The following is a 26933-nucleotide window of genomic DNA, read 5'->3' as shown; positions in this document are numbered from 1 at the left end:
GAATCATGAAATTCTAAAGATATGAAACAACTATTGAAATATTTGGCATTTTGCGCTATAGCTGTCTTGCTGAACAGCTGTAACGACAGTGAAAGCGATTTGCTGGAAGCAAAAGTTTACTTCGAAAGCAAAGAACACACAATAGAAGCTCTGAATGAACAACCTATCACATACGAATTGCAGTCCAGAGTTTCTTCAGCATGTTCTTCCCCTGTAGAAGTATGTTATGAAATTGCAGGACAAAATGCAGTAAATGAATACAATCAGAAATATGGTACCAATTATGAAACATTCAATACAGCCAATGTCAAATTAAGTAGTAATACTACTAGCATACCTGGCGGAAGCATTTATTCAGATAAGGTTTCCATAGAGTTTTCTAATTTAGAGAACATTGAAGAAGGTAAATCTTATCTGCTGCCAGTGCATATTCAGTCGGCTTCACTACCAGCTATTGCCGGAAGTGACATCCTTTATTTTATCATCACCAAACCCGTGCAGATTAAGAAAGTCGCTCAGTTCCAGAGTAACTATATCCGGATTCCATTGGCAAGCGGTACAATGTTCACATCTGTTACTTACGAGGCTCTGATTTATATTAACCAGCTCGGTAGCAATAACACCATCATGGGTAATGAAGGTATCTTGATTCTCCGAATCGGTGATACTGCTCTACCAGGAGGTCATAACGACTGGATTCAGATTGCGGGAAGCAAACAATTCCACTCTACTCAAGCATTCGAGAAAGGAAAATGGTATCACGTAGCCTTTACATACGATCAACCGTCAGGAAAGACTGCTATTTACATTAATGGTAGTAAAGCCGCCGAATCTACATGGGATACTCCAAGCTTCGATCTGGCATCAACAGGTAGTGGAGGATTCTTTATCGGTAAGGTTGCAAACTTCATGTGGGGCGAACGTCCGTTCTATGGCTACATGAGTGAAGTCAGACTTTGGACCGTGGCACGTACAGAAAACCAAATCAAGCAAAACATGCTGAGTGTCGATCCAAACTCAGATGGTCTGGCAGCTTACTATAAACTCAATGGAACCGACCAGTTCGAATCCGAAGGCAAGAGTTATGTAAAAGACGCCTCTCCTAAAGGAATGGATGGTTTGGCTAATGGAGGTTCAAGCCAATTAATTATCAAAGAGCTGGAAAATCCTATAGCTATAAAATAAAAATGACTCTTTTTGCCCTTCACGCCCTTCACAGCCATTAAAGAAGGCAACAGGTGTTGAGGGGTAAAAAGAAAAAGACTTGCTTTTATTAAAATATTTATCAAGAGTTTTTTGAAAATTTGTACAAAAGCTCCGAAACTTTCGTACAAAAGTTTCGAGAATTTGTACAAAAAGATCCGTCTGTGTCTGCAGAGATTGCACATACAGACGGCTTCTTTTTTCATCATTAATCTGAGATTAACCCGTTCATTGATTAAAATTCAAGCATATTGCTTCATCTCGAAACTCAAAATAAAGTAGAAATTCAGGAAAAGAAGTTTTAATAGGGTATAATATAAAGAAAGAGGTTGTAAACTAAATGTTTACAACCTCTTTCCCTTCGTGGACCAGCCAGGGCTTGAACCTGGGACCTCCAGATTATGAGTCTGTTGCTCTAACCAACTGAGCTACAAGTCCAATTTAAGAGTTTCCCTTAAATCCGTGTGCAAAAGTAATAGATTAGCCTGAAACTTGCAACATTTACGAGGATTTTTTTATAAAAAAAACTAATCTGTACAGGTATATCAATATATATTGTATTTTTGTGCTACTTAATCATTTAATAACTAGGCATTATGTCACAAAGCACAAATGAACCTCATCTGACTGGATTGACCGACCAAGAAGTCATTGTAAGTCGTGAGAAAAATGGAATCAACTTATTGACTCCTCCCAAACGTCCTTCCATTTGGAAATTATATCTGGAAAAATTTCAAGATCCTGTAATCCGCGTACTATTGGTAGCAGCGGTATTCTCCCTCATTATTTCAATCATTGAAAGTGAATATGCTGAAACAATCGGTATTTTCTTTGCAATCTTCCTTGCAACAGGAATCGGATTTTATTTTGAATATGATGCCAATAAAAAATTCGATTTGCTGAATGCAGTAGGTGAAGAAACACCTGTAACCGTTATCCGTAACGGAAAAATCAAGGAAATACCTCGTAAAGACATCGTAGTAGGTGATATCGTCGTACTAAATACTGGAGAAGAAGTTCCTGCCGACGGTACATTGGCAGAAGCCGTTTCACTGCAAGTCAACGAATCGACTCTTACCGGTGAATTAATGGTAAATAAAACTACCGATGAAGCGCATTTCGATGACGAGGCAACCTATCCGTCGAACGCCGTCATGCGAGGAACCACTATTACCGACGGACATGGTATTATGCGTGTAGAACGCGTGGGTGACGCTACAGAAATCGGTAAGGTTGCACGGCAATCTACCGAACAAAGTCAGGAACAGACGCCGCTGAATATCCAGCTTACCAAACTGGCAAACCTGATTGGTAAAGCAGGTTTCACTATTGCAGCACTGACTTTTATCGTTTTTACCACTAAAGATTTATACCAGTATCTTACTGTAACAGAAGTAACCGACTGGCATCAGTGGCTGGAGATAGCACGTATCGTATTGAAATACTTCATGATGGCCGTCACCTTAATTGTTGTAGCAGTACCTGAAGGATTGCCGATGAGTGTAACCCTCAGCCTTGCTCTGAACATGCGACGTATGCTGAAAACCAACAATCTGGTTAGAAAGATGCATGCTTGCGAAACAATGGGTGCCATCACAGTTATCTGTACCGATAAAACAGGAACACTTACTCAGAACCTGATGCAGGTATACGAAGCTCAGGTAGATGAAAGCCAACCTGACCTAGTAGCAGAAGGTATAGCAGCTAACTCAACTGCATTCCTTGAAGAAAAGGCTGAAGGTGAAAAACCATCGGGCGTAGGAAATCCTACCGAAATAGCTCTTTTGCTTTGGTTGAACGGTAAAGGACAGAATTACATGAAACTGCGTGAAGAGGCTAAAGTGGTCAACCAACTGACTTTCTCTACCGAACGTAAATACATGGCTACGCTGGTCGACTCACCGATTCAGAAAAAACGGATACTCTATATCAAGGGAGCTCCCGAAATTGTCATGAGTAAATGTAATCTGGATAAAGCACAAATTAACAAATACAACGAACAATTGCTTGCCTACCAGAATAAAGCTATGCGTACACTGGGTATAGCCTACAAAGTTGTCCCGGAAAACGCTTCCGACGACTGCGCTGAGTTGGTTGGTGAAGGAGGTATGACTTTCTTAGGCATCTTTGCCATCAGCGACCCGATTCGTCCAGATGTACCCGATGCCGTAAAGAAATGTCAGTCGGCAGGTATCGGAGTCAAGATTGTAACAGGTGATACTCCGGGAACAGCAACGGAAATTGCACGACAGATTGGGCTTTGGACTCCTCAAGATACAGAACGTAATCGTATTACCGGCGTAGAGTTTGCGGCATTAAGCGATGAAGAAGCCCTCGACCGTGTACTCGACCTGAAAGTAATGAGTCGTGCCCGTCCGATGGATAAACAGCGTCTGGTACAATTATTACAGCAAAAAGGAGCCGTCGTAGCCGTTACCGGTGATGGAACAAACGACGCACCTGCCCTGAACCACGCACAAGTTGGCTTGTCGATGGGTACCGGAACCTCTGTAGCCAAAGAGGCAAGCGATATTACCTTGTTGGATGATTCATTCAATAGCATTGCAACTGCTGTCATGTGGGGACGTTCATTGTATAAAAACATACAGCGCTTTATCGTATTCCAGCTTACCATTAATGTAGTAGCCTTACTGAGTGTCCTGCTGGGTGCCTTCTTCGGAACAGAGTTACCACTTACCGTTACACAGATGCTTTGGGTGAACCTGATCATGGATACTTTTGCAGCAATGGCTCTTGCCTCGATTGCACCAAGCATGGATGTGATGAACGAAAAACCACGCCGCCGCACCGATTTCATCATTACTCCAGCCATGCGTAACAATATTTTCGGAGTAGGTTTGGGATTCCTTGCGATCCTGATGGGATTGCTGGTTTACTTCAAGAATCTTCCAGAAGGGATGGATACACATCATCTTACTGTATTCTTCACCATATTCGTGATGCTTCAGTTCTGGAACCTGTTCAATGCAAGTGTTTTCGGTACGAACCATTCATTCTTTAAAGATGCAGGACACGCATTAGGCATGCTGGGCGTTGCACTGATTATTCTTGTCGGACAGATTCTGATTGTAAGTTTTGGTGGGAAGGTTTTCCGTACCGAACCTCTTCCCCTGAATGAATGGTTGTATATCATAGGAGGAACCTCATTCGTTCTATGGATTGGAGAAATATGGAGAGGCATCAAACGTTTAAGCCACAAATAAATCGATGCGACAAACATTGGTTATAAAATGAATGAACAAATAAAAAATATCATCTTCGACTGGGGAGGCGTACTGATAGACCTGAATCTGGAAGGGTGTATCAGCGCCTTCGAACAGGCGGGAGCAGTCAACGTGCGTGATCTGCTGACAGGTACTAACGAACTGGGATTCTTCCGTGATTATGAATGTGGTAAAATAAACACGCCTGAATTTCGTGAAGCCATACGTAAACATATCGACAAACCGCTTACAGATGAGGATATAGACCGTATGTGGAATATGGAGTTGCTTACTATTCCTGAAGAAAAGCTCCAGTTGCTCACCGAGTTGAGTAAGCACTATCGCCTATTCCTATTAAGCAATACGAACGAACTTCACTGGGAATATGGTTACAAGAATGCATTCTGCCGTAACGGAAAAGACTATACAATGTACTTTGAGCGTATTTTCCTGTCGTATCGCATGCACCTGTCAAAACCCGATCCTGCTATTTTCCAAAGGGTTTTACAAGAAGCCAGCCTTCAACCAGCAGAAACATTGTTCATAGACGACGCAGAAACGAATTGTCTGGCAGCAGCTTCAACGGGCATGCAGGCTGCTCACTACATACCGGGAGCAAATCTCGGTGATTTATTTAAATAAATTTCTACATGAAGATTATAACAGACGAGATTAAGCAAATACTTTCACCTTGCGTGGCAACTATCGGTTGCTTCGACGGACTACACCGTGGCCATCGTTTCCTTATCGAACAGGTTTGTAAAGAAGCCCACCAAAGGAACTTCCATAGTGCGCTCATAACCTTTCCCGTACACCCACGTCAAGTCATGCAAAGTAGTTATCGTCCTCAATGGCTTACTTGTCTGCCGCAAAAAACATATCTTATACAACAAACGGAAGCCGATTATTGTATCATGCTTCCATTTACTCAAGAGCTGTCCCTACTCTCAGCACGCGAATTTATGCAACTGCTCAGAGAACGCTTTAATGTTCGTGTACTGGTTATCGGCTACGATCACCGATTCGGGCATAACCGTAGCGAAGGCTTCAATGATTATTGTCAGTATGGAAAAGAGTTAGACATGGAAGTCGTTCGTGCACAGGCATTAGTAGAAGACGGAGTATCCATCAGCTCGTCTGTCATACGCAAGGCTTTAAAAGAAGGTGATATACAACATGCCAATCATTATCTGGGCTATCGCTATTATCTGGACGGCACCGTTGTAGACGGATATAAGGTAGGGCGTAAGTTAGGCTTTCCAACCGCCAATCTCCTCCCCTCTTGTCCTGACAAGCTCATTCCCAAAGAAGGCGTATATGCTGTATATGCGTATATTGACGAAGTACGTTATGCCGGCATGCTAAATATCGGACATCGTCCAACCGTTGACAATGGTTCTGATTTAAGCATCGAAGTACATATTCTCAACTTCTCAGGAAATATTTACCGTCATCACATGCGGATAGAATTTATTGATTTTATCCGTGAAGAACAAAAATTTGATAGTCTGGAACATCTGATCACTCAATTAAACACAGACCGTGAAACAGTATCCCGACTGTTATCTTCTGCTAAGGAATTATTGTAATAAAATAGAAAAATCCCCGACATCTTTTATTCAAAGAAATCGGGGATTACAAAAAACTATGATAACAGATTACAATTCCTTAATGCTGATAGCTACACCACCACTCGGAGCAAGACGCTGTTTCAACTTTGTTTTGCTTGTTACTTTCTTTGTAGAAATCACATATTCTTTTGGGTTTGTACGCCAGTCGGCAGTTTTTCCATCAGCATAAATAGTTGCCTGATATTTCTTCCCTGCCGGAAGAAAACTCAAGTCAATAACAGCTTCCCGACTATTCTCGTCGGTAATTCCACCCACATACCATTCGTTCTTTCCTTTTGCCTTACGGGCGATAGTAATATAATCACCCGGCTCAGCTTCCAAAATATATGTATTGTCCCAGTCAACCGCCACATCTTTAATAAACTGAAATGCATCCGGATATTTTTCATAATTCTGATATAAGTCAGCTGCCATCTGAAGCGGACTGTACATCGTTACGTAAAGTGCAAGCTGTTTCACCAAAGTAGTACCTAATTTTGCCTTGTTTGAGCCATAAACAGAAAGGTCACCTTCGAAGATTCCCGGAGTATAATCCATCGGACCACCCATCAGACGGGTAAACGGCAAGATTGTCTGATGATCGGGACGAATGCCATTGAACGATTCAAACTCCGTACCACGTGCTGATTCCTGAGCAATCCAGTTAGGATATGTACGATACATACCTGTAGGACGCACGGCTTCATGCGAATCAACCATAATATGATACTTCGCAGCCGTTTCAGCTACCCGATTGTAATGGTTCACCATCCATTGTCCATCGTGATGTTCGCTACGTGGGATGATGGGGCCCACATAACCCGTCTTTACAGCATCGTAGCCATTCTCTTTCATAAAGCGGAACGCATCATGCATCTGACGTTCATAGTCGGCTACCGAAGAAGTTGTTTCATGGTGCATAATAATTTTTACTCCTTTCGATGCTGCATAACGTTGCAGTTCTTTCACATCAAAGTCCGGATAAGCTTTAGTGAAACTATATATAAACTCCTTGGCATAAGCGTAATTGTCTTCCCAACCTTCATTCCATCCTTCCACCAGCACGGCATCAAAACCATTTTTCGCTGCAAAGTCGATATACTCTTTTACATGGGCTGTATTGGCACCATGATGACCATTCGGTTTCAGTTGTGTATAATCAGTCTTACCGATTACGATATCTTGCGTATCAGTATAAGCCCAAGTAGATCCTCCACCTGTAAAATATTCCCACCATACACCCACGTATTTGGTCGGCTTAATCCAGGAAGTATCTTCCAGCTTACAAGGTTCATTCAGATTTACTATCAAGTTCGAGGCTAAGATATCACGTGCATCGTCACTTACGATTATTGTACGCCACGGACTGGTACTGCCGGTTTGAATGTATCCTTTTGTACCATTTTTATCAGGAGTAAGATGCGAACTCATCAAAAAGGTCTTCGCATCCAGATTCAGATGCATGGCAGGATAATTAACCAAAGCAGCCTCATGGATGTTGATATAAAGTCCGTCGTCCGACTTCAGCATCAACGGAGTCTGTACGGCAAGGTTTGGTGAAGGAGATTTACAAGCCAAAGCCTCATCGCGCGCCTTGTCTATCAGTTGAGGAACTTCCGACAGTTTGGAAGTCGTTATTTGAAATTCATTGGTATCATAGTCGGCCGGAATCCAGAATGCCTTATGATCACCTGCCAGTTGAAACTCCGTCACCTCTTCATTGATGGTAAAATGACGTAATTCCTTCTGAACCGGAAATTCATAACGGAATCCCAATCCATCATCGAACAAACGAAAACGGATATTCAGTAACCATCCTGTACCTTCTTGTTCCAAGGCTACAAACAATTCCTTATGATTATCTCGAATAACACTATTCTGTCCCCATACAGGATTCCAGCTCGTATCGGAGGCATCTTCCTTCGTTTCTACAATACGAAAGTTCTTACTGAAATCGAACGACGGACGTATCTGGAAGCCCATTCTGCTTTCCCGAATCACATCCTTTCCTTTATATTTCAACGAATAAACAGGAACTTTGTCAGCCGACAAGTGAAAGTCCATAACCAAATTTCCGTTAGGTGAAGTCAGTGTCTGGGCAAAAGAAAAACCTACAACGAACAGACTCATCATTACAGAGAGAATAAGTTTCTTCATAATACCTTTATTGATTAACAAAATAAATACTTTTGTAAATATAACAATTATCCGCTAATATACACTTAGCGTAATCCCGAAAACTTCTTTTATATATTCTAAAAGGCTTTCCTAAAGAGCTCCTTAACATGAAGCAGAAAAAATTTATTGTTTTTCGATAAATATTTTCCGATTTCCTTTTGCATTATAAAAATAACGCCTATATTTGTATATCGAAAAACGATAAATATTTATCGAAATAGAGCACAAATAAAACAATAACACTTCAAACACAATGCAATTATGGTAAAAACATTACTAAAAAGAACAGCTATGGCAAGCCTGTTTATCCTGATGACACTAACAGTCACAAAGGCAAACACAAAAGAAACTTTTATTTATGGAGAAACAGACAATGGTATGATTGTTTCTACCCTGAACGAAGACGGCAAAACACTTACGCCAAAATGGAAATACGAGTACCAGTACGACGAACAAGGACAACTGAGCGAGAAGAAAGCATATCGCTGGAATTTATATCAACAGGCATGGATACCAGCTTATCTGCTCACTATTACGTCGAGCGACTCGATATGTATCATGGATTATGCTGAATGGGACAAACTTTTTTGTAACTTTGAGCGTAATCGTCAACAAAGTGTTTATTATACAGACTATACGAATTCTTTATTGACTTATTGCAGTCGTTCGTTTATCTGCGACACAAGTGAAAACAACAAGTAACTAAAATTCAACCATTATGGGACGCACCATCAAATTATTGTTGTATTATTTTGCCTACCAACTGGCATTCATGGGAGTTTTCCTGTGCGGATATATGATCTTTCATCATACCACAGAATTACCTCAACCCACCGACTCTACTTACATAACCCTCATTCTGCTGGCACAGGTTCTATCTACAACCGCTATAGGTATTCACCTGATAGCGGGAAAATATGTACCACTCGATCGAAAGACCTGGGCCTATTACAACTCCGGAAAGGTCCTGATTGCCGCTATCCTATTAATCGTAGGTATGGGATTGTGGAGCAATTACCTGAACGAACTGGCCGACTTGCCCAATAACATGCAGGAAACTTTCGCCATGATGATGCAACATCCGCTGGGAGTCATGGCAATCACCATCATGGCTCCTGTTGTAGAAGAGCTATTGTTCCGGGGAGCCATTCAGGGACATCTGCTGCACAAATGGAAAAAACCGTTCTGGGCCATCGTTGTATCGTCACTGATATTCGGCCTCGTACATGGCAACTGGGTACAAGCTCCTTTCGCTTTTGTGGTAGGACTGGCCTTAGGCTGGATTTATTATCATACAGGTAGCTTGCTCCCCGGCATATTGATGCACTTTGTCAACAATAGTACTGCCGTTGTCAGCTTTTGGCTTTCCGATGATCCGAATGCCACAATGGTTTCCACCTACGGCCCCGAAGGAGCAGTACTCATGGCGGTTGCGGGAGCGATACTTACTTTCGTATGCATCAAGTACATCCAGAAACTGCTTCCACAGCCTGCGACATGGAAAGAAGAACAACCCACAAGTACAATCGAATAATCCCAATTTATGAAACATCTCAGCATATTAGGTATATTGGCCATTTTCGCCTTAGCTCTGAATCTCTATTTTGCTATAGGCAGTAATTTTAAAGATTTCAAACAAGGATTTGAAGACGGACAAAAGACTTCTACTTACAACACACAAGCAAATTCACATGTATTTAGGGCAGAAGTAAGAGTTATTCCTATCTCCAGTCCAAGTGATAGTCTGAATTTGCAACTACCCGGTGAAACTGTAAAAGCGTCCTATCAGGTTTCAGAAATTACTTGTCTGATCAAAGAAACTCCGACCATGCTAATCACCACAATATTTACAGCTTTGGGAGTCATCGTATTATCTGTTTATGGTGTCTACTGCCTGATACGTGTACTTATACGTATCACCCGACAAGATATTTTTTCCCGCCGCAACATCTGGTGGCTTCGCTGGATAGCTTACGGCCAGTTAGCAGTCACTTCCCTCTCGTTTTTATTAAACTGGAGCATCGAGCAGGCAGTCCTTGCACAAGTATCCCTGCCGGGTTATCAGGTAACAGGTGTCACCCCCATACCCCTTCAATGGGATTCAGTCATCCTGATCGTGTTACTTACAGAGATTTTTGCCACAGCCGTAAAGATTAAGGAAGAAAACGACCTAACCATTTAACCACATATCGCCTATGAAACCGAAAAGCAATTATTCACGCCCGATGGCAGCCATTTACATTATTATAAGTTTTCTTGCCACACTCATCGTATTAGAATTGATTTGCTTCCTCACCTTTTATCCACTTTTGGAGAACAGGTTTCTGCGTATATTTGCAAGCTTAATATGGCTTTATGCCGGAGCTTTTGCCTATTATAAAATAACCCACCGTTATACCAAATGGTGGAAAAGACTAAACAACAAATAAACAGTATGCCGATTATAGTAAACCTTGATGTGATGATGGCGAAACGAAAGATTTCACTGGGAGAACTTGCCGAAAGAATCGACCTTACCCCCGCCAATCTTTCCATCCTGAAAACAGGAAAAGCCAAAGCTGTCCGATTTTCCACCCTGGAGGCAATCTGCAAAGAACTCGATTGCCAGCCGGGAGATATATTAGAATACAGGCCGGAAGAGTAAAGCTCTTCCGGTAAAAGGCTGTGAAGTAGTAAAGAATAAACAACTCTTATAGCCGATAATCCATTAATTGTCCGTATCTTTGCAGCCGAATTAGATATTTGAAATAAATGAAGACATTTGAAGAACTCGGCGTTTCCGCAGAAATACGCCAGGCAATCGAGGAAATGGGTTACGAAAATCCCATGCCTGTACAAGAAGAAGTTATACCGTATCTGTTAGGAAACCGCAACGACGTAGTGGCTCTGGCACAAACTGGAACCGGAAAAACAGCCGCATTTGGTCTGCCGCTGATACAAAAAATTGACGTAAAACATCGCATACCACAAGCACTGGTACTTTGTCCTACTCGAGAGCTCTGCTTACAGATAGCAGGCGACTTGACAGATTATTCTAAATACATCACAGATTTAAAGATTCTCCCCGTATATGGAGGCTCTTCTATTGAAAGCCAGATACGAAGTCTGAAGCAAGGAGTACATATTATCGTAGCTACTCCGGGACGTCTGATAGACTTAATGGAACGCAAGGTTGCACATCTGGAAACGATACGCGACGTCGTGATGGATGAAGCCGATGAAATGCTGAACATGGGATTTACTGACAGCATCAACGCTATTCTGGAACAGGTTCCGGAAGACCGCAACACATTGATGTTCTCGGCAACTATGAGTCCCGAAATAGCCCGCATCGCTAAGACCTACCTCCACAATGCCAAGGAAATTACTATCGGAACCAAAAACGAAGGAAGCAAGAACGTACATCATATCGCCTACATCGTACATGCGAAGGATAAATATCTGGCATTAAAACGAGTAGTAGACTTCTACCCACAGGTTTATGGTATCATTTTCTGCCGCACCCGTAAAGAAACTCAGGAGATAGCCGACAAGCTGATTCAGGACGGATACAATGCCGATTCCTTGCATGGCGAACTGAGTCAGGCACAGCGTGATCTGGTGATGCAGAAATTCCGCCAGCGTCATCTCCAACTGCTGGTTGCTACCGACGTGGCAGCACGTGGACTGGACGTAAACGATCTGACTCATGTCATCAACTATGGTCTTCCTGATGATACGGAAAGTTATACCCACCGAAGCGGTCGTACCGGACGTGCCGGAAAAACTGGTATTTCCATTGCCATCATCAACCTGAGAGAAAAAGGCAAGATGCGTGAAATAGAACGTATCATCAACAAGAAATTTACCATCAGCACACTGCCCAGCGGAAAGGAAATCTGCGAACAGCAGCTTATCAAAGTAATCGATGACATCGAAAAGGTAAAAGTCAACGAAGACGAAATCGAAGCATTCCTGCCGGGTATTTACCGTAAGCTGGAATGGCTGAGCAAGGAAGACCTTATCAAACGGGTAGTATCGATGGAGTTCAACCGATTCCTGGAATATTATAAAAATGCTCCGGAAATAGAACAGCCTAAAGCAAACGAAAAGAACAGCGAACCCAAAGAACGGAAAGACCGCGGAAGCGACCGCGAAAAAGTGGCACGCAAAGCCGAAAAAGGCTATGCCCGCCTGTTCCTGAATTTAGGAAAGACCGACGGATTCTATGCAAATCAGATTATCGAGCTGATCAACCGGAATCTGAAAAAGGAACATATACAGATAGGCCGTATTGACCTGATGCAGAATTTCTCCTTCTTCGAAGTAGCCGAAAGTCAGGCTCCGATGGTTATCAAAGCCCTGAATAAGGTAACATTGAATAAAGGACGTAAGGTAATCGTAGAAATGGCCGGAGAAAATACGGGCAAAAGCGACAAGAGCGGGAAAAAACGTGGCAAGGAAAACGTGAAGGAAGAAAAATCGACCAAGAGAAAAGAAACAAAGGCCGATAAGAAAAAGGATAAGCCGAGCCGTGAAGAGCGAGGCTATACGGCAGCACGTGGTCCTAAAAAGAAAGACGACTGGAAACAGTTCTTCCAGAACGACAATCGTCCCCTGCGCGGTCAAGAACCCGATTTTGCAGAAGAAGGTTGGGCCAAACGGAGCAAACGTAAAAAATAATATCCGTTATTGATTTACTCTTTTTATATTATATCCAGAGGTTGCATTGCCGGGTGAAAAAGACTTTTCAATGCTACTTCTGGATATATTTTATAAAGATATATCCGGCTTCACCATCAGACATAAGCACAATCACACGTAAACTACAAGCTGTTTTCCAAAGAACAAACAGAAGTTTCATTCTTTTTTTGTACAAAAAATAAAATCTTTTGTACAAATTTTCAGAAAAGATGCAGACGTTTTTTCCAGCATCCCGCCAGAAAGCCCAAAGGCCATCGGGTAATCATAAAAACTTACCGGGGTGCAATCGTACCATTCAGCTGTTGAATAACCCGTGCAGCATAACATTCTCCTATTGGAAGAGAATCGTCCCGTCCCTTTAACCTTACTTGACTGCGGGTAAACTGCTCTATCTTATTCACAGCTACTATATAAGAGCGGTGTATTCTCAAGAAAGCTCTGTCGGGCAACAAGTCGGTTATTGATTTCAGATTGGTACGAGTAAGTACATGCCCGCCCGAGGAACGAACAATCTTTACATAGTTGCCCAATGCCTCAACGTAAAGTATCTCGTCGAGAGGTATACTTACATTGGTATATTCCTGTTTTACAATCAGGCAGTCCGAGGTAGCAAGACGACGCGCCTCGATGCGCCGTAAGGCTTTCTCTACAGCTGTATCAAAACGTTCATAGGCAAATGGCTTATGCAAGAAATCGACAGCATCCAGATTAAACCCCTCCAGAGCATATTGTGCATGAGCCGTGGTAAAAATAAAGCAACACTCACGAGGTAATGTATCGGCTATTTCCAGCCCGCTGATGCTGTTCATCTGAATATCCAGAAACACCAGATCGGGTTTACAGCGGACTATTTCTTCCAGCCCTACACGCGGCTCGCTGAAAGTTGTCAGTTCGATCCCCCCTTTCCGGCGGCAGAATTGTTCGATAACCAACAAAGCCATCGGTTCGTCGTCTATCGCTATACATTTTAAATTCCTGTTCATTGCAACACTCCTCCTAAAATTAGCCATTCATTCTTATTTCCAAGCGCACCCGGTAAACTCCTTCCGTCTCACCTGCCTGCAATTCATATCGACCGGGATAGAGCAATTCCAGACGTTTGCGGCAATTGGCAATGCCTATGCCCGGCCGTTCGTCCTCACGACGGCGCATGACAAGATTTTCTGTTTCCAATAACAACTGTCCGGTATTTACCCGAATGAAAATGCGGATGGTACAATCCTGATCGGACGAGGTACCATATTTAAAAGCATTTTCAACAAATGTGATAAGTATCATGGGCGGAATGAGTAGCTGACTGTTCTCATCTTCTATCGTCAAATCGACCCGTGTATGATAATTCAGGCGCAGTTTCTGCAAATCGACATACTGGCGGATATAATCCAGTTCGCGGTCGGCAGAAGTAAATTCAGCTCCACTCTGTGCATACATATAGCGCAAGATATTGGAAAATTTGACAAAAGCCGATTCAGTCTTGTCCGATCCGGAAAGTACCAGCGCATACAGTGTGTTCAGTGTATTGAATAAAAAATGCGGATTAATCTGTGCCTTATAAAGCGCCAGTTCGGCCTTGTTTTTCTCGGCTTCCACTTCCTGACGTGAAAGTATCTGCCGGAAAAGTTCGAATGTCAGTTCAATGGCCAGCGAGAACCCGGTTACTACCAGAAAGAAAAACCAGATAGTCTGTGTACGCATGTGCAATCTCACTTCGGCCGGCCTGCTGGTATCACTTACCATCTCGGCCGGAAGCGGAAAATAAGTCAGCAGTTCTGTCACTCCCACGAAGCACAGCATCAGCAAGGTTATCGACAGATATTTCCGCTGCATAAAGAGTTTAGGCAGACATACCCAGCGGTAAACAAAATACAAGACATAGACATATACTATCAAAGTTATGAGAAACGCAGTGTTATGTACAATCCATCGATCTACCGGCAGCAACATAATGGCAAGCGGTATAATGACCAGACAGAATAGCAAGTCAATGTATAGGGCTATGCGACGATTATTTTTCATAGGAATAAACTTTTCTGAAAACAAAGATACTACATTTTCACGACCAACAGCCTTTCCTGCAAGACACGTTCGTCACCACATCCGCCCTATTCATCACCACATGTTCTGTTTTTCATCGTGTTCTATGTAAGTTTGTATGTGCAGCGTACGCAAATCGTTGCCTCAAGACAAAAAATAACCAATAAACATTTTATACTGATATGAATATTAAGACAAGCATTTATTTCATGCTATGCTGCTTGCCGCTGCTTGTGGCCTGTGGCAACAATAAGCAGGAGATGCCCGGCGAAAAGTACAAAACACTGGCTGTTGCCTTAAGCAATCAGACCTTACAATCCGATTATCCGGCTACACTTCGCGGACGTCAGGCTGTCGAAGTGCGTCCTCAAGTCAGCGGTACCATCACAGATATACGTATTAACGAGGGAGATGCCGTACGCCGCGGACAAGTATTGTTTATCATCGACCAGGTTCCATATCGGGCAGCACTGGAAACAGCGTTGGCAAATGTGAAAAGTGCCGAGGCACAGCTACAGACTGCACGCCTGACCGCAAACAGTAAAGAAGAGCTGTATAAAGAAAAGGTTGTATCCGACTTTGACCGCCAGACAGCCCGTAATGAATTACTTGCAGCCGAAGCAGCACTGGCTCAGGCAAAAGCTGAAGAAACAAATGCCCGGAATAATCTTTCGTATACGGAAGTAAAGAGTCCGGTAGACGGAGTGGCAAGCATGATTCCTTATCGTGTGGGAGCGCTGGTAAGCAGCAGTATCACCGAACCGCTCGTCACCGTATCGGACGATGCAGAAATTTATGCGTATTTCTCCATGGCTGAAAACCAGATGCTCAACCTTATTCAGGAATATGGCTCGCTGGAAGACGCCTGCCGCAAAATGCCTGCTGTAACCTTGACTATGAGCAACGGCAATGCATACAAGGAAGCTGGTCACATTAACGCAATCAGCGGTACTGTAGATGAAGGTACGGGAGGAGTTACGCTTCGTGCAGCCTTCCCCAATCAGGGACATCTGTTGAGAAACGGAGGAAGCGGTATTGTTTCCATACCCACAGTACATAAAAATTGTATCGTCATTCCACAATCGGCTACTTACGAATTGCAGAATCGCATCTTCACATGGAAGGTGGTAGACGGAAAGACTCAGTCCACTCCTATTTCCGTGTATAAATACAACGACGGACAAACATATATTGTTCTTTCCGGTCTGAAAGAAGGCGATGTAATCATTGCAGAAGGTGCCGGATTAATGCGTGAGGGTACCGCCATCAACACAGAGCATGTTTCAACAGATAAATAACCGAATGCCATGAAGATAAGAACATTCATCGACCGCCCTATACTTGCGGGAGTCATCTCCGTGCTTATTCTGATACTGGGCTTTATCGGCTTATCACAGCTGCCTATTGAGCAGTTTCCGGAGATAGCACCTCCTACAGTCAGTGTTTCAGCCACTTATACAGGTGCAAATGCCGAAACTGTTTTGAAAAGTGTGGTAGTACCACTGGAAGAAGCGCTTAACGGTGTAGAAAACATGATGTATATGACTTCTACATCTTCCAACAATGGTTCGGCTAAAATAACGGTCTATTTCCGACAAGGTACCGATCCTGATATGGCTACCGTCAACGTGCAGAACCGTATCGCCACGGCCGAGGGATTACTACCCGCCGAGGTTACCAAAAGTGGTATTACTGTACGTAAACGACAAACCAGTAACATCAAGCAGTTGGCCGTATACAGTCCGGATGATTCCTTTGATGAAGCATTCCTGACCAACTACATGAAAATCAACATCGAGCCCCGACTTTCACGTATTGCCGGAGTAGGTGAAGTCAATGTATTTGGTTACGAATACTCTATGCGTATCTGGCTCGATCCGAACAAGATGCAAAAATATTCACTCGTACCTTCGGATATCACAACGGTACTTGATGAACAAAACGTAGAAGCAGCAACCGGAACTTTAGGAGCCGAATCGAAAAATACTTTTCAGTACGTCCTGAAATACCGAGGCCGCTACGAAAACGAAACAGACTATGAAAATATGGTCATCAAGTCCTTGCCCGACGGCGAAGTGCTCCGTCTAAAAGATGTAGCAACCATCGAACTGGGAACACGCGCTTACGATTATATTGGAGAAGTAAGCGGTCATCCGGGATGTAACATTATGATAGCGCAGACTTCCGGCTCGAATGCCAATGAGATTATCGAAGAGATAGACCGTACCATAGACGAAATCTCCAAGACACTGCCCAAAGGCATCAAGATTGTCGACCTGATGAGTACCAAAGACTTCCTCGATGCTTCTATTAAAAGCGTTATCAAGACACTGATTGAAGCCATTATCCTTGTGGTACTGGTAGTGTATGTATTTTTGCAGAGCTTGCGCTCTACACTTATTCCTGCCTTGTCCATCATCGTTTCACTGGTGGGTACCTTTGCCTTTCTTTCAATTGTCGGGTTCAGCCTCAACATGCTGACCCTGTTTGCGCTGGTGTTGGTAATCGGTACTGTGGTCGATGATGCCATAGTCGTGGTAGAGGCCGTGCAGGCAAAGTTCGACGAAGGATATAAGTCGTCTTATCTGGCTACTATCGATGCCATGGACGGCATTACCTCTGCACTGGTCACTACTACTTTTGTGTTTATGGCTGTATTTATTCCTGTAAGTTTCATTGGTGGAACAACCGGTACATTCTATACCCAGTTCGGTCTGACCATGGCAGCAGCCGTAGCCATTTCATTGCTTAACGCATTGACACTGAGTCCAGCATTGTGTGCCCTCATCATGACACCTCATCAGACTGCTGAAGACGGAGGCAAGCTGAGTTTTTCTTCTCGTTTCCACATTGCTTTCGATACAGCCTTTCACCGTCTGGTAACAAAATATAAAACAGGGGTCGTTTTCATGCTCAAACGCAAATGGCTGGCAGGATCATTGCTTGTCGTGGCATGCGGCGGTTTTGCATTGCTGATGATGACTACCAAAACCGGTCTTGTTCCGAATGAAGATATGGGTACAGTATTTATCGATGTACGTACTTCTCCGGGAAGTAGCGTGCAAGAAACACGTAAGGTAATGGAGCAAGTAGACAGTTGCCTGCGTACCATTCCGCAAGTTGAATTGTACTCTAATACTACCGGAAACTCTATGTTGAGTGGACAAGGAGCCTGCAATGGTATGTTTACTATCCGACTGAAAGACTGGAGCGAACGCCCCGACAAGGAAGACGCCATTGACGCTGTCATGGAAGAAATCAGTCGCCGTACGGCTTTTATCTCCAGTGCCGACATCATGCCTTTCACTCGTCCGATGATTCCGGGTTATGGTGTGAACAGTGGATTCGAAGTATATATACAGGACCAGAAAGGTGGAACAACAGAAGATTTGCTGAAATATACCCGCCTGTTCCTTGACGAATTAAACAAACGCCCTGAAATAGGACGTGCCACCACTTCATTCGACACGAAATTTCCACAATATCTTGTCGAAGTAGACGCAGCTCGCTGCAAACGCAATGGTGTATCACCTGCTGATGTATTAAGTACGTTGGCAGGATATATCGGCGGTAACTATGCTTCCAACATGAACCGTTTCTCGAAACTGTATCGTGTTATGGTACAAGCTCCGCCCGAATTCCGTCTCGACAAAGAATCGCTTAACAGCATCTTTGTCCGGAACGATTCTGGAAACATGAGTCCTATCAGCCAGTATCTGAAACTGACGCGAGTATATGGTTCGGAAATGCTGACACGTTTCAATCTGTTCTCTGCAATTCAAGTAAACGGTGCAGCCGCAACAGGATATAGTTCCGGTCAGGCTATCAAGGCCATACAGGAAGTTGCCGCACAGACACTGCCTACCGGATACGGATTTGAATTCGGCGGTATGTCGCGTGAGGAATCCAATACGGGTAATACTACGACACTGGTCTTCGTCATCTGTGTAGTTTTCATTTACCTGATTCTATGTGCGCTCTACGAAAGTCTGTTCGTACCCTTGGCCGTTATTCTTTCAGTACCTTTCGGACTGGCGGGAAGTTTCCTCTTTGCCAAGATGTTCGGACTGGAAAACAACATTTACCTGCAAACCGGATTGATTATGCTGATCGGCCTGCTTTCTAAAACAGCCATTCTGCTTACCGAGTATGCATCAGAACGTCGTCGCCACGGCATGACAATCATGCAAGCAGCCGTATCTGCCGCTCAGATCCGTTTACGACCGATTCTGATGACCTCTCTCACCATGATTTTCGGTATGTTACCGCTGATGTTCTCAACAGGAGTTGGTGCCAACGGAAACATTTCCATCGGTGTAGGTACTGTAGGCGGTATGCTCATCGGAACCATCGCTTTGCTTTTCATTGTTCCACCCTTGTTTATGGTATTCCAATTCTTACAGGAAAAGCTGATGCCCGAACGACAGTTACCGAATGTAGAAAAGAAATAAATGTAAATGAATTATGCATACGATAAGAAATACAATCATCATCATACTCACTTCCACGCTGAGCAGTTGTCACATTTACCGGGCCTATCAACGTCCTGAGTCTGTCACTGTATCCGACAGCCTTTACCGTCAGCCTGTCGCTTCAGCAGATACTGCATCGCTGGCATCCCTCTCGTGGAAGGAGCTTTTTACAGATCCATTACTTCAACAGCTTATCGAAACGGGGCTTGCCAATAATACCGACTTAAATATTGCACGCCTCAAGGTAAAGGAAGCTGAAGCATTGCTTATGACGTCACGGTTATCTTACCTACCTTCTATATCGCTGACTCCACAAGGTACACTTTCCAGTATAGAAGGCAGTAAACCTTCGAAGACCTACGACCTGGCAGTGTCCGCCGATTGGGAGATAGATCTTTTCGGAAAACTGCTTAATGCTAAACGTGGCGCACAGGCAGCCCTCGAACAGAGTGAAGCGTATCGTCAGGCTGTACAAACTCAGCTTGTGGCAACCATTGCCAACAGCTACTATACGCTCCTGATGCTCGACAGGCAACTGGCTATCACTTGCAGCACAGCCGATACATGGACAGAAAGTGTCCGCACAATGAAAGCATTGAAACGCGCCGGCCAAGCTACGGAAATGGCCGTAGCACAAACTGAAGCCAGCAAGCTGTCGGTCGATGCATCTGTAGTTTCTCTGAAACGTCAAATTAACGAAATGGAAAATTCCCTTTCTACCCTGCTGGGACTGTCACCACAAGAAATAATGCGTTCGACGCTGGAAGATCAAGAGTTTCCCGATTCGCTTTCGACAGGTGTCCCCTTGCAACTGTTAAGCCGCCGTCCGGATGTACGTCAATGCGAAGCTCAACTTGCCACAGCTTATTATGCAACGAACTCAGCCCGTTCTGCATTCTATCCCAGCATAACGTTAAGTGGCTCGGCAGGATGGACAAATGCTGCCGGTGCAGCTATCAGCAATCCCGGACAATGGCTGCTTTCGGCAGTCGGTTCTTTAGTACAGCCAATTTTCAATCGTGGCAAAAATATTGCCAACCTGAAAATAGCTAAGGCACAACAGGAAGAAGCTTTACTTACTTTCCAGCAAAGTTTGCTCGATGCCGGAGCAGAGGTCAATAATGCACTGGTACAATGGCAAAGTGCCCGAGAACGTATCACGCTCGACGAACGGCAGACAATATCACTCCGTTCAGCTCTTCGTAGCTCGGAACTGCTCATGCAACACAGTTCACAAAACTACCTGGAGGTACTTACAGCTCGCCAGTCCTTACTTCAAGCCGAGCTAAACGTTGCATCCGACCGGTTTGATGAAATTCAGGGAGTCATCAATTTATATCATGCCCTGGGAGGAGGATACTAAAAATAAAAGAAGACAACTTTCTTATTTTCTAATACAACTCAAAAGCCCGCCATTGACAAGTGTGTCAAGGGTGGGCTTATTTATATATTCCTTAATCTGTACAAAGTTATTCTACAACCAGACGGAGTTTACTTGTCCCGGTACGTGCCCGTAGCCACTCCAACATTTTCTCTTGCTCCTGCTTGGAAAGTTGTTTTTTACAATCTACAAATGCAAAAGTTAAAGTATCCATTCGAGTACTGTCTACATTCAATAGCAGACTTTTCGAAACAGAAATAGTTTTAATGGTAGGGAACAAAACCTTTATCTCCTGTTTCATCGTTTCATTCATCAGATTAGAGCCAGTAAAGTCTGGTAAAATCCGGTTCAAAGAATCAAGCGCTGCCTGTTGCGAGGCAAGTCGCTTTTCACTATTCTTATAGAAATCTTCCATGACCATCGACTTGATATTACCGATATCCATAGAACCGGTTCCATTGGCACCCTGGAAAATTACCAGTTTGGTATTATTCAATTTATAGTCAGCAAGTTTATGACGTGCTGCTTGTAGCTGATCTTCCGATATTTCTTTTCCTATCAGCACAACTTTTATCTCTTGTTTATCGAAGGATATTTCCCGACTGAGAACTTGCGAATCCGGGAACTGTAGTTCGGATGATATAAAACTATTGGCCGAAGACTGATAAATCGTTTCACGCACAATGTTATAAGTCAGATAAACAGCCGGACACATGGTAACAATAGCTATACCAATGATGTATTTACGTACCAGTTTTTCCCGTACCTTATCAACAAACTGCTTACGTTGGAAATGCATTACCCGTACTCCTATATAAGTAGCCAGACTGATAAATACGGAATTAATAAAATAAAGATAAAAAGCTCCCAGAAAATATAGCAGATTACCGGTAGCCAGACCAAATCCTGCTGTACAAAGAGGCGGCATCAATGCTGTAGCGATAGCCACACCGGGAATTACATTACCTTTTTCTTTTGTAGCCAATGCTACGATACCTGCCAGACCACCCACTAAGGCAATAAACACATCATAAATAGTAGGTGATGTACGAGCCAGCAACTCCGACTGTACTTCATCAAGCGGAGTAAAGGCAAAATAGACAGTAGCAGTAATGACACTGAACAAAGTAGCAACCAGATAACTCTTTAAGGAACGCTTCATCAATTCAAAGTCATTTAACCCGACAGCAAGTCCTACTCCCATTATCGGTCCCATTAGCGGAGATATCAACATCGCGCCAATAATAACAGCCGTAGAATTTACATTCAGTCCCAGAGAAGCTATAAAAGTTGCAAAGATAAGAACCCAAAGGTTAGTTCCTTTAAACTCTACTCCATTGCGAATAGATTCTACAGTCACCTGTTCATCTTCTTTACTTCTATTTAAATCAAGATATTCATTAAAGAATTTCTTAATGATAAATTTCTTATCTCGTTCCATATTATTAAAAGAAAGGTTACTATTTAATAAAACGATTCACAAAAGGAATACTTTTCAAAGGTAAATCTTTTTTCAAAATATAAGCTACGAAAACTATTAATAATAACGTACGGAAGGCAAGTCTCAATACGACATGCTGAATAGTTACGACCTGCGACAGTATGAACAAGACAGCTGCCAAAATGAGATAGACCGCCATTTCCTTTAATGGATAATGAACTGGATACTTCTTTTGCCCGATAAAATAAGACAATACTGTAATTACACCATATCCGGCAACCGACGCCCATGCAGATGCAACATATCCATAAGTTGGAACAAGCCAAATGTTCAAGGCCAGTATCACAGCACAACCTATCATCGAGAAATAAGCTCCCCATTGAGTTTCGTCGGTCAGCTTATACCAGAAAGACAAGTTAAAGTAAATACCCTTGAATATCTCTGCTCCCATCACAATAGCAACCACACTTAATCCTTCCCAATAGTCACGGGCAACCATATAACGCAAAATATCCATGTAGCACATTACAGCCAAAAAGGCCAGCAGTGAAAAGATAAAGAAATACTTCATGGCTGCCGAATACATCTTACGATTATCGCCTTCTTTATTCTTTCCAAAGACAAACGGCTCGTACGCATAGCGAAAAGCCTGGGTAAACATGGCCATAATCATGGCAACCTTACTCGTTGCACTATAGATACCTAATTGTACCAATCCCTCCTGACGATCATCAAACAAAAAAGGATAAATCATCTTATCGATTGTCTGATTCAAGATGCCGACAAGACCAAATATCAAGATAGGAAAAGAATATGAAATCATTTGCTTCATGAGCGGACGGTCTATACGATAAGAAAAGCCGCGCAACTCAGGAATAAAGAAAAACATCTGTACCACCGACATTATCAAATTGGCTACAAAGATATATCCCACCAAATATTCCGGACGGTAGAACCAGGAAACCAGCTGATGTGCATGTACATCCAGCCACGGACATAACAACAGAAAGAAAAGATTCAGGCAGATGTTACCCACAATATTGAACAACTTAATTGCAGCAAACTTGACAGGACGTTTTTTATAACGCAGATAAGCAAACGGAATACACTGGAAAGAATCAAGTGCCACAACCAGAACCATCATCGCAATATAGTCGGGATGATCGGGATATTCCAGCAAAGCTGAAATAGGATGCAAGAACACCATACAAAGAATCACAAAAAGCAATGACAATCCTCCGACGAATATCAAAGAATTGGCATATACCTTTTCCGGTTGTTCACCCGATTTATTGGCAAAACGGAAAAAGCCCGTTTCCATACCAAACGTCAGAAGCACCAGAATCAGTGCCGTATACGCATACACATTCGATACCACTCCATATCCTCCTGTCGATGCAGGTATCACTGCCGTATAAAGCGGTACAAGCAAATAGTTAAGAAAACGTCCTACAATACTACTTAATCCATAAATAGCTGTATCTTTTGCTAACGATTTCAGTCCAGCCATAGTCTGTAAAAAAAATAAAAGTGTGTGCCGCTGTTATGGCACACACCATAATTATTCATCAAAAAGTGTTTTAACGTTATTATATATGCTTCGTCCAAGATGTTTGTAAGCCAGCTCTGTAACCTCTCGTCCACGTGGAGTACGTTTCAGAAAACCTTCTTTGATTAGGAACGGTTCATATACTTCTTCCAACGTGCCGGGGTCCTCACCCAACGCTGTAGCAATTGTTGTCAGTCCTACCGGACCACCTTTGAACTTATCAATAATGGTACAAAGTATTTTATTATCTATCTCATCGAGTCCATAACGATCGATATTCAATGCTTCGAGTGCATACCGGGCAATCTCTACATCAATACGTCCGGAACCTTTCACTTGAGCGAAATCACGGACACGACGCAACAAAGCATTGGCAATACGTGGCGTACCACGACTGCGCGAAGCAATCTCTCCCGCCGCATCTGCATCACAAGGAATACCCAAAATGCCTGCCGAACGTAATATAATGCGCGACAAAACAGTATCATCATAATATTCCAGATGAAGATTGATGCCGAAACGTGCACGAAGCGGAGCTGTCAGTAGTCCACTTCGGGTAGTAGCTCCCACCAGTGTAAAAGGATTTAAGTCAAGCTGAATGCTGCGTGCCGACGGACCTTTATCTATCATGATATCAATCCGGTAATCTTCCATCGCCGAATACAAGTACTCTTCCACTACCGGACTTAAGCGATGTATTTCATCAATAAACAACACATCGTTTGGTTCCAGACTGGTCAGCACTCCGGCAAGGTCGCCCGGTTTGTCGAGAACAGGTCCCGAAGTCACTTTAAAGCCGACTCCCAGTTCATTGGCAATAATATTACTCAGCGTTGTTTTTCCCAATCCCGGAGGTCCGTGCAGCAAGACATGATCCAGTGCCTCAGCACGGAGTCGTGCTGCCTTGACAAAGATACGCAGATTGTCGACCACCTTGTCCTGACCACTGAAGTCGCCAAACTGCAACGGACGAAGGGCATTTTCAAAATCCCTTTCCTTTCCTGTCGGCTTATAATCACGTATATCAAATTGTTCTTCCATAATGATGCAAAAGTACAAATAAATCATGTGAAGAACGATATAAAAAACTTTATCTTTGCAGGAATAACAATTAACTTTTTACCTCAAGCCTATGAACGAATATACAACCAATCATCTTGTTTTCTTTTCGCCCACTCACACATCAGCCAAAATAGCACGTGCCATCGGCGAAGGTATCGGTATGGGAAGAAGAATCGAAACAGATCTGACTCTCGATGAAAGTGATTCTCCTATTGAAATAAACAATTCACTGACAGTTATAGCTGCACCAGTATATGGTGGTCGTGTATCACCGACAGCCTTGCAACGCATCAAGCGGCTGAAAGGAAATAACTCTCCTGCCATCCTCGTAGTAGTATATGGTAACCGCGACTACGAAGATGCTTTGCTGGAACTGCGTGACACCGCTGTTTCATTAGGATTTACTCCTTTGGCAGCAGGTGCTTTTATAGGTGAACACAGTTACAGTACAGCCGAAATGCCGATCGCAGCCGGTCGTCCGGATGACAAAGACTTGCAGATTGCCCGAAAATTCGGGAAAGACAGTCTGGAAAAACTGGAGAAAGCTCTTGCCAATACAGAAGAACTAAAAGATATAGCTCCTTCTCTGCAAGCCGGATGTCCCCTAAAGGCAATGAGTCAAAAACTCTCTATCCTCATCAGTTCCTTCTTTATAAAAGGAACATCTCCCTACAAAGTAATCCAAGCCTCCAAACCGTCTGCTCCGGTATGTAATGAACTTTGTTTTGTCTGCGGTGAATGTGTAGATGTTTGTCCTACCCATGCCATCCGTATCAGCGACGACGGCTCACACATTGAGACAGACGTTACCCGATGCATCCGTTGTTGCGCCTGCGTAAAGGCATGTCCGAACAACGCACGAATCTATGACAATCCGTTCACCACAATCCTGCACGAAAAGTTCAGTGCACGCCGCGAACCGGAACTGTTCCTATAATTTTTTATAATCATGAATAAAGAAAAGCGAATACTGGTAGGCATGAGTGGAGGAATAGACAGCTCTGCCACCTGCATCATGCTACAAGAACAAGGTTACGAAGTTGTAGGTGTAACCATGAGAACATGGGATATCCCCTCTCACTTTTCTACTCCCCATCAGGAACAACCTGATGAAATACTGGAAGCACAGGCACTGGCCAAGCGACTGGGTATAGAGCATCACGTAGCCGATGTCCGTGAAGAGTTCCGCAACGTAATCGTCCGGTACTTTATCGACGAATACATGAAGGGACGTACACCGAATCCCTGTGTCATGTGCAATCCGCTGTTCAAGGAACGTATCCTGTGCGAATGGGCCGACCGAACCGGATGTGCGCAGATTGCAACCGGCCATTACTGCCGTCTGGAAGACCGGAACGGACACCGTTATATTGTTACCGGCGACGATGCAACAAAAGACCAGTCCTACTTTCTCTGGAAACTGCCGCAGGAAATATTAAAGCGGATGGTATTCCCGTTGGGAGGCATGACCAAGGCTGAGGTACGAGATTATCTTGCCGGCAAAGGTTTCGAAGCCAAAGCGCGCGGAGGCGAAAGCATGGAAATCTGCTTTATCGACAAAGACTATCGGGAATTTCTGAGAGAACATTGTCCGGACATCGACCAACGAATAGGACCGGGATGGTTTGTCGACAGTAAAGGATTAAAACTCGGACAACATAAAGGATTTGCCTACTACACTATCGGACAACGCAAAGGACTGGAAATTGCTCTGGGACGTCCGGCATACGTCCTTAAAATAAATCCGGCAAAAAACACCGTCATGCTGGGTGACGCAGAACAACTGAAAGCCGGATACATGCTGGTAGAAGATATTAACGTAATAGACATGAAAGAATTGCTGGAATGCACGAACCTTTCCGTACGCATCCGATACCGCAGCCGTCCCATTCCCTGCCGCATCGTACAGCTCGACGACTCACACCTGCTGGTAAAATTCGAAGCAGAAGCCTCGGCCATAACCCCGGGACAATCGGCTGTATTCTACGATGGCGGAAGAGTTTTAGGAGGAGGATTCATTGCCTTTCAGCAGGCTATCAAGAAGCTTGCAGCCGAAAATGAAGAAAAGTTCTAACTTCTGTACCCTTTATCAGCTT

At 43.5% G+C, this 26933-nt stretch carries 21 protein-coding genes and 1 tRNA gene; 15 read left to right on the top strand and 7 right to left on the bottom strand.

The window, feature by feature from the left end; translation table 11 throughout:
- The first annotated feature begins 21 nt into the window (after positions 1-21).
- The gene (locus WKT12_RS03870) at positions 22-1185 is read left to right on the top strand and encodes a DUF1735 and LamG domain-containing protein (RefSeq protein ID WP_340318838.1); all 1164 of its coding nucleotides are present in this window, start codon (positions 22-24) and stop codon (positions 1183-1185) included.
- 382 nt (positions 1186-1567) lie between these two features.
- Here WKT12_RS03870 and WKT12_RS03865 read toward each other — a convergent pair.
- Positions 1568-1641, bottom strand: a tRNA-Ile gene (locus WKT12_RS03865).
- 158 nt (positions 1642-1799) lie between these two features.
- On the opposite strand from WKT12_RS03865, the gene WKT12_RS03860 reads away from it, so the two are divergent.
- From WKT12_RS03860 to WKT12_RS03850, 3 genes are read left to right on the top strand one after another with little or no spacing between them, the layout of a single operon-like run.
- Complete coding sequence (locus tag WKT12_RS03860; protein ID WP_340318837.1) at positions 1800-4427, top strand: calcium-translocating P-type ATPase, PMCA-type; 2628 nt, start codon at positions 1800-1802, stop codon at positions 4425-4427.
- A gap of 27 nt (positions 4428-4454) precedes the next feature.
- Complete coding sequence (locus WKT12_RS03855) at positions 4455-5069, top strand: HAD family hydrolase (RefSeq protein WP_340318836.1); 615 nt, start codon at positions 4455-4457, stop codon at positions 5067-5069.
- A gap of 8 nt (positions 5070-5077) precedes the next feature.
- On the top strand, positions 5078-6016 hold the full coding sequence (locus WKT12_RS03850) for a bifunctional riboflavin kinase/FAD synthetase (RefSeq protein ID WP_340318835.1): 939 nt from the start codon (positions 5078-5080) through the stop codon (positions 6014-6016).
- A gap of 69 nt (positions 6017-6085) precedes the next feature.
- Here the strand turns inward: WKT12_RS03850 and WKT12_RS03845 are convergent, their stop codons facing one another.
- Entirely contained in the window at positions 6086-8194 is a 2109-nt protein-coding gene (locus WKT12_RS03845; protein WP_340318834.1) for a glycoside hydrolase family 97 protein, read from the bottom strand.
- Positions 8195-8476: 282 nt separating this feature from the next.
- On the opposite strand from WKT12_RS03845, the gene WKT12_RS03840 reads away from it, so the two are divergent.
- The 6 genes from WKT12_RS03840 to WKT12_RS03815 all read left to right on the top strand — a co-directional run bounded on the left by WKT12_RS03840 (position 8477) and on the right by WKT12_RS03815 (position 12877).
- Positions 8477-8917 carry a DUF3836 domain-containing protein gene (locus WKT12_RS03840; protein ID WP_340318832.1) on the top strand — a complete coding sequence of 147 codons (441 nt, stop codon included), beginning with the start codon at positions 8477-8479 and terminating at the stop codon, positions 8915-8917.
- Between the two features lie 16 nt (positions 8918-8933).
- A complete protein-coding gene (locus WKT12_RS03835) occupies positions 8934-9749 on the top strand; it encodes a CPBP family intramembrane glutamic endopeptidase (RefSeq protein ID WP_340318831.1) in 816 nt (271 codons plus the stop codon).
- A gap of 9 nt (positions 9750-9758) precedes the next feature.
- Positions 9759-10397 (top strand): DUF2975 domain-containing protein, encoded by a 639-nt coding sequence (locus tag WKT12_RS03830; RefSeq protein ID WP_340318830.1) that lies wholly within the window; start codon positions 9759-9761, stop codon positions 10395-10397.
- Between the two features lie 13 nt (positions 10398-10410).
- A complete protein-coding gene (locus WKT12_RS03825) occupies positions 10411-10644 on the top strand; it encodes a hypothetical protein (RefSeq protein WP_294597762.1) in 234 nt (77 codons plus the stop codon).
- 5 nt (positions 10645-10649) lie between these two features.
- Positions 10650-10859, top strand: coding sequence for a helix-turn-helix domain-containing protein (locus WKT12_RS03820; protein ID WP_340318829.1), 210 nt, complete (start codon positions 10650-10652; stop codon positions 10857-10859).
- Positions 10860-10966: 107 nt separating this feature from the next.
- Positions 10967-12877 carry a DEAD/DEAH box helicase gene (locus tag WKT12_RS03815; protein ID WP_340318828.1) on the top strand — a complete coding sequence of 637 codons (1911 nt, stop codon included), beginning with the start codon at positions 10967-10969 and terminating at the stop codon, positions 12875-12877.
- Between the two features lie 293 nt (positions 12878-13170).
- Here the strand turns inward: WKT12_RS03815 and WKT12_RS03810 are convergent, their stop codons facing one another.
- Entirely contained in the window at positions 13171-13881 is a 711-nt protein-coding gene (locus tag WKT12_RS03810) for a LytR/AlgR family response regulator transcription factor (protein ID WP_340318827.1), read from the bottom strand.
- Between the two features lie 19 nt (positions 13882-13900).
- Positions 13901-14914: a sensor histidine kinase gene (locus WKT12_RS03805; RefSeq protein ID WP_340318826.1), complete on the bottom strand. Its 1014-nt coding sequence runs from the start codon at positions 14912-14914 to the stop codon at positions 13901-13903.
- Positions 14915-15114: 200 nt separating this feature from the next.
- On the opposite strand from WKT12_RS03805, the gene WKT12_RS03800 reads away from it, so the two are divergent.
- From WKT12_RS03800 to WKT12_RS03790, 3 genes are read left to right on the top strand one after another with little or no spacing between them, the layout of a single operon-like run.
- Positions 15115-16230: an efflux RND transporter periplasmic adaptor subunit gene (locus tag WKT12_RS03800; protein ID WP_340318825.1), complete on the top strand. Its 1116-nt coding sequence runs from the start codon at positions 15115-15117 to the stop codon at positions 16228-16230.
- A gap of 9 nt (positions 16231-16239) precedes the next feature.
- Entirely contained in the window at positions 16240-19383 is a 3144-nt protein-coding gene (locus tag WKT12_RS03795; protein ID WP_340318824.1) for an efflux RND transporter permease subunit, read from the top strand.
- Positions 19384-19396: 13 nt separating this feature from the next.
- A complete protein-coding gene (locus tag WKT12_RS03790; RefSeq protein ID WP_418587253.1) occupies positions 19397-20767 on the top strand; it encodes an efflux transporter outer membrane subunit in 1371 nt (456 codons plus the stop codon).
- Positions 20768-20873: 106 nt separating this feature from the next.
- Here the strand turns inward: WKT12_RS03790 and WKT12_RS03785 are convergent, their stop codons facing one another.
- The 3 genes from WKT12_RS03785 to ruvB are packed head-to-tail and all read right to left on the bottom strand — an operon-like array spanning position 20874 to position 24816.
- On the bottom strand, positions 20874-22226 hold the full coding sequence (locus WKT12_RS03785; protein WP_340318823.1) for a TIGR00341 family protein: 1353 nt from the start codon (positions 22224-22226) through the stop codon (positions 20874-20876).
- Between the two features lie 19 nt (positions 22227-22245).
- Positions 22246-23736, bottom strand: coding sequence for an oligosaccharide flippase family protein (locus WKT12_RS03780; protein WP_340318822.1), 1491 nt, complete (start codon positions 23734-23736; stop codon positions 22246-22248).
- A gap of 51 nt (positions 23737-23787) precedes the next feature.
- Complete coding sequence (ruvB, locus tag WKT12_RS03775; protein WP_340318821.1) at positions 23788-24816, bottom strand: Holliday junction branch migration DNA helicase RuvB; 1029 nt, start codon at positions 24814-24816, stop codon at positions 23788-23790.
- A gap of 91 nt (positions 24817-24907) precedes the next feature.
- Here ruvB and WKT12_RS03770 point away from each other — a divergent pair, with 91 nt between their 5' ends.
- The gene (locus WKT12_RS03770; RefSeq protein WP_340318820.1) at positions 24908-25774 is read left to right on the top strand and encodes a 4Fe-4S binding protein; all 867 of its coding nucleotides are present in this window, start codon (positions 24908-24910) and stop codon (positions 25772-25774) included.
- Positions 25775-25783: 9 nt separating this feature from the next.
- A complete protein-coding gene (gene mnmA / locus WKT12_RS03765; protein WP_340318899.1) occupies positions 25784-26911 on the top strand; it encodes a tRNA 2-thiouridine(34) synthase MnmA in 1128 nt (375 codons plus the stop codon).
- Positions 26912-26933: the final 22 nt, after the last annotated feature.

Source organism: Phocaeicola sp. HCN-6420 (assembly GCF_037890145.1).
In the GTDB taxonomy this organism is placed as follows: Bacteria; Bacteroidota; Bacteroidia; order Bacteroidales; family Bacteroidaceae; genus Phocaeicola.
This window is presented reverse-complemented; position numbering and strand designations above follow the sequence as displayed.

Coding starts and splice junctions, on each gene's coding strand:
- WKT12_RS03870 (WP_340318838.1), top strand. CDS start 22: ATGAAACAACTATTGAAATATTTGGCATTTTGCGCTATAGCTGTCTTG.
- WKT12_RS03860 (WP_340318837.1), top strand. CDS start 1,800: ATGTCACAAAGCACAAATGAACCTCATCTGACTGGATTGACCGACCAA.
- WKT12_RS03855 (WP_340318836.1), top strand. CDS start 4,455: ATGAATGAACAAATAAAAAATATCATCTTCGACTGGGGAGGCGTACTG.
- WKT12_RS03850 (WP_340318835.1), top strand. CDS start 5,078: ATGAAGATTATAACAGACGAGATTAAGCAAATACTTTCACCTTGCGTG.
- WKT12_RS03845 (WP_340318834.1), bottom strand. CDS start 8,194: ATGAAGAAACTTATTCTCTCTGTAATGATGAGTCTGTTCGTTGTAGGT.
- WKT12_RS03840 (WP_340318832.1), top strand. CDS start 8,477: ATGGTAAAAACATTACTAAAAAGAACAGCTATGGCAAGCCTGTTTATC.
- WKT12_RS03835 (WP_340318831.1), top strand. CDS start 8,934: ATGGGACGCACCATCAAATTATTGTTGTATTATTTTGCCTACCAACTG.
- WKT12_RS03830 (WP_340318830.1), top strand. CDS start 9,759: ATGAAACATCTCAGCATATTAGGTATATTGGCCATTTTCGCCTTAGCT.
- WKT12_RS03825 (WP_294597762.1), top strand. CDS start 10,411: ATGAAACCGAAAAGCAATTATTCACGCCCGATGGCAGCCATTTACATT.
- WKT12_RS03820 (WP_340318829.1), top strand. CDS start 10,650: ATGCCGATTATAGTAAACCTTGATGTGATGATGGCGAAACGAAAGATT.
- WKT12_RS03815 (WP_340318828.1), top strand. CDS start 10,967: ATGAAGACATTTGAAGAACTCGGCGTTTCCGCAGAAATACGCCAGGCA.
- WKT12_RS03810 (WP_340318827.1), bottom strand. CDS start 13,881: ATGAACAGGAATTTAAAATGTATAGCGATAGACGACGAACCGATGGCT.
- WKT12_RS03805 (WP_340318826.1), bottom strand. CDS start 14,914: ATGAAAAATAATCGTCGCATAGCCCTATACATTGACTTGCTATTCTGT.
- WKT12_RS03800 (WP_340318825.1), top strand. CDS start 15,115: ATGAATATTAAGACAAGCATTTATTTCATGCTATGCTGCTTGCCGCTG.
- WKT12_RS03795 (WP_340318824.1), top strand. CDS start 16,240: ATGAAGATAAGAACATTCATCGACCGCCCTATACTTGCGGGAGTCATC.
- WKT12_RS03790 (WP_418587253.1), top strand. CDS start 19,397: ATGCATACGATAAGAAATACAATCATCATCATACTCACTTCCACGCTG.
- WKT12_RS03785 (WP_340318823.1), bottom strand. CDS start 22,226: ATGGAACGAGATAAGAAATTTATCATTAAGAAATTCTTTAATGAATAT.
- WKT12_RS03780 (WP_340318822.1), bottom strand. CDS start 23,736: ATGGCTGGACTGAAATCGTTAGCAAAAGATACAGCTATTTATGGATTA.
- ruvB (WP_340318821.1), bottom strand. CDS start 24,816: ATGGAAGAACAATTTGATATACGTGATTATAAGCCGACAGGAAAGGAA.
- WKT12_RS03770 (WP_340318820.1), top strand. CDS start 24,908: ATGAACGAATATACAACCAATCATCTTGTTTTCTTTTCGCCCACTCAC.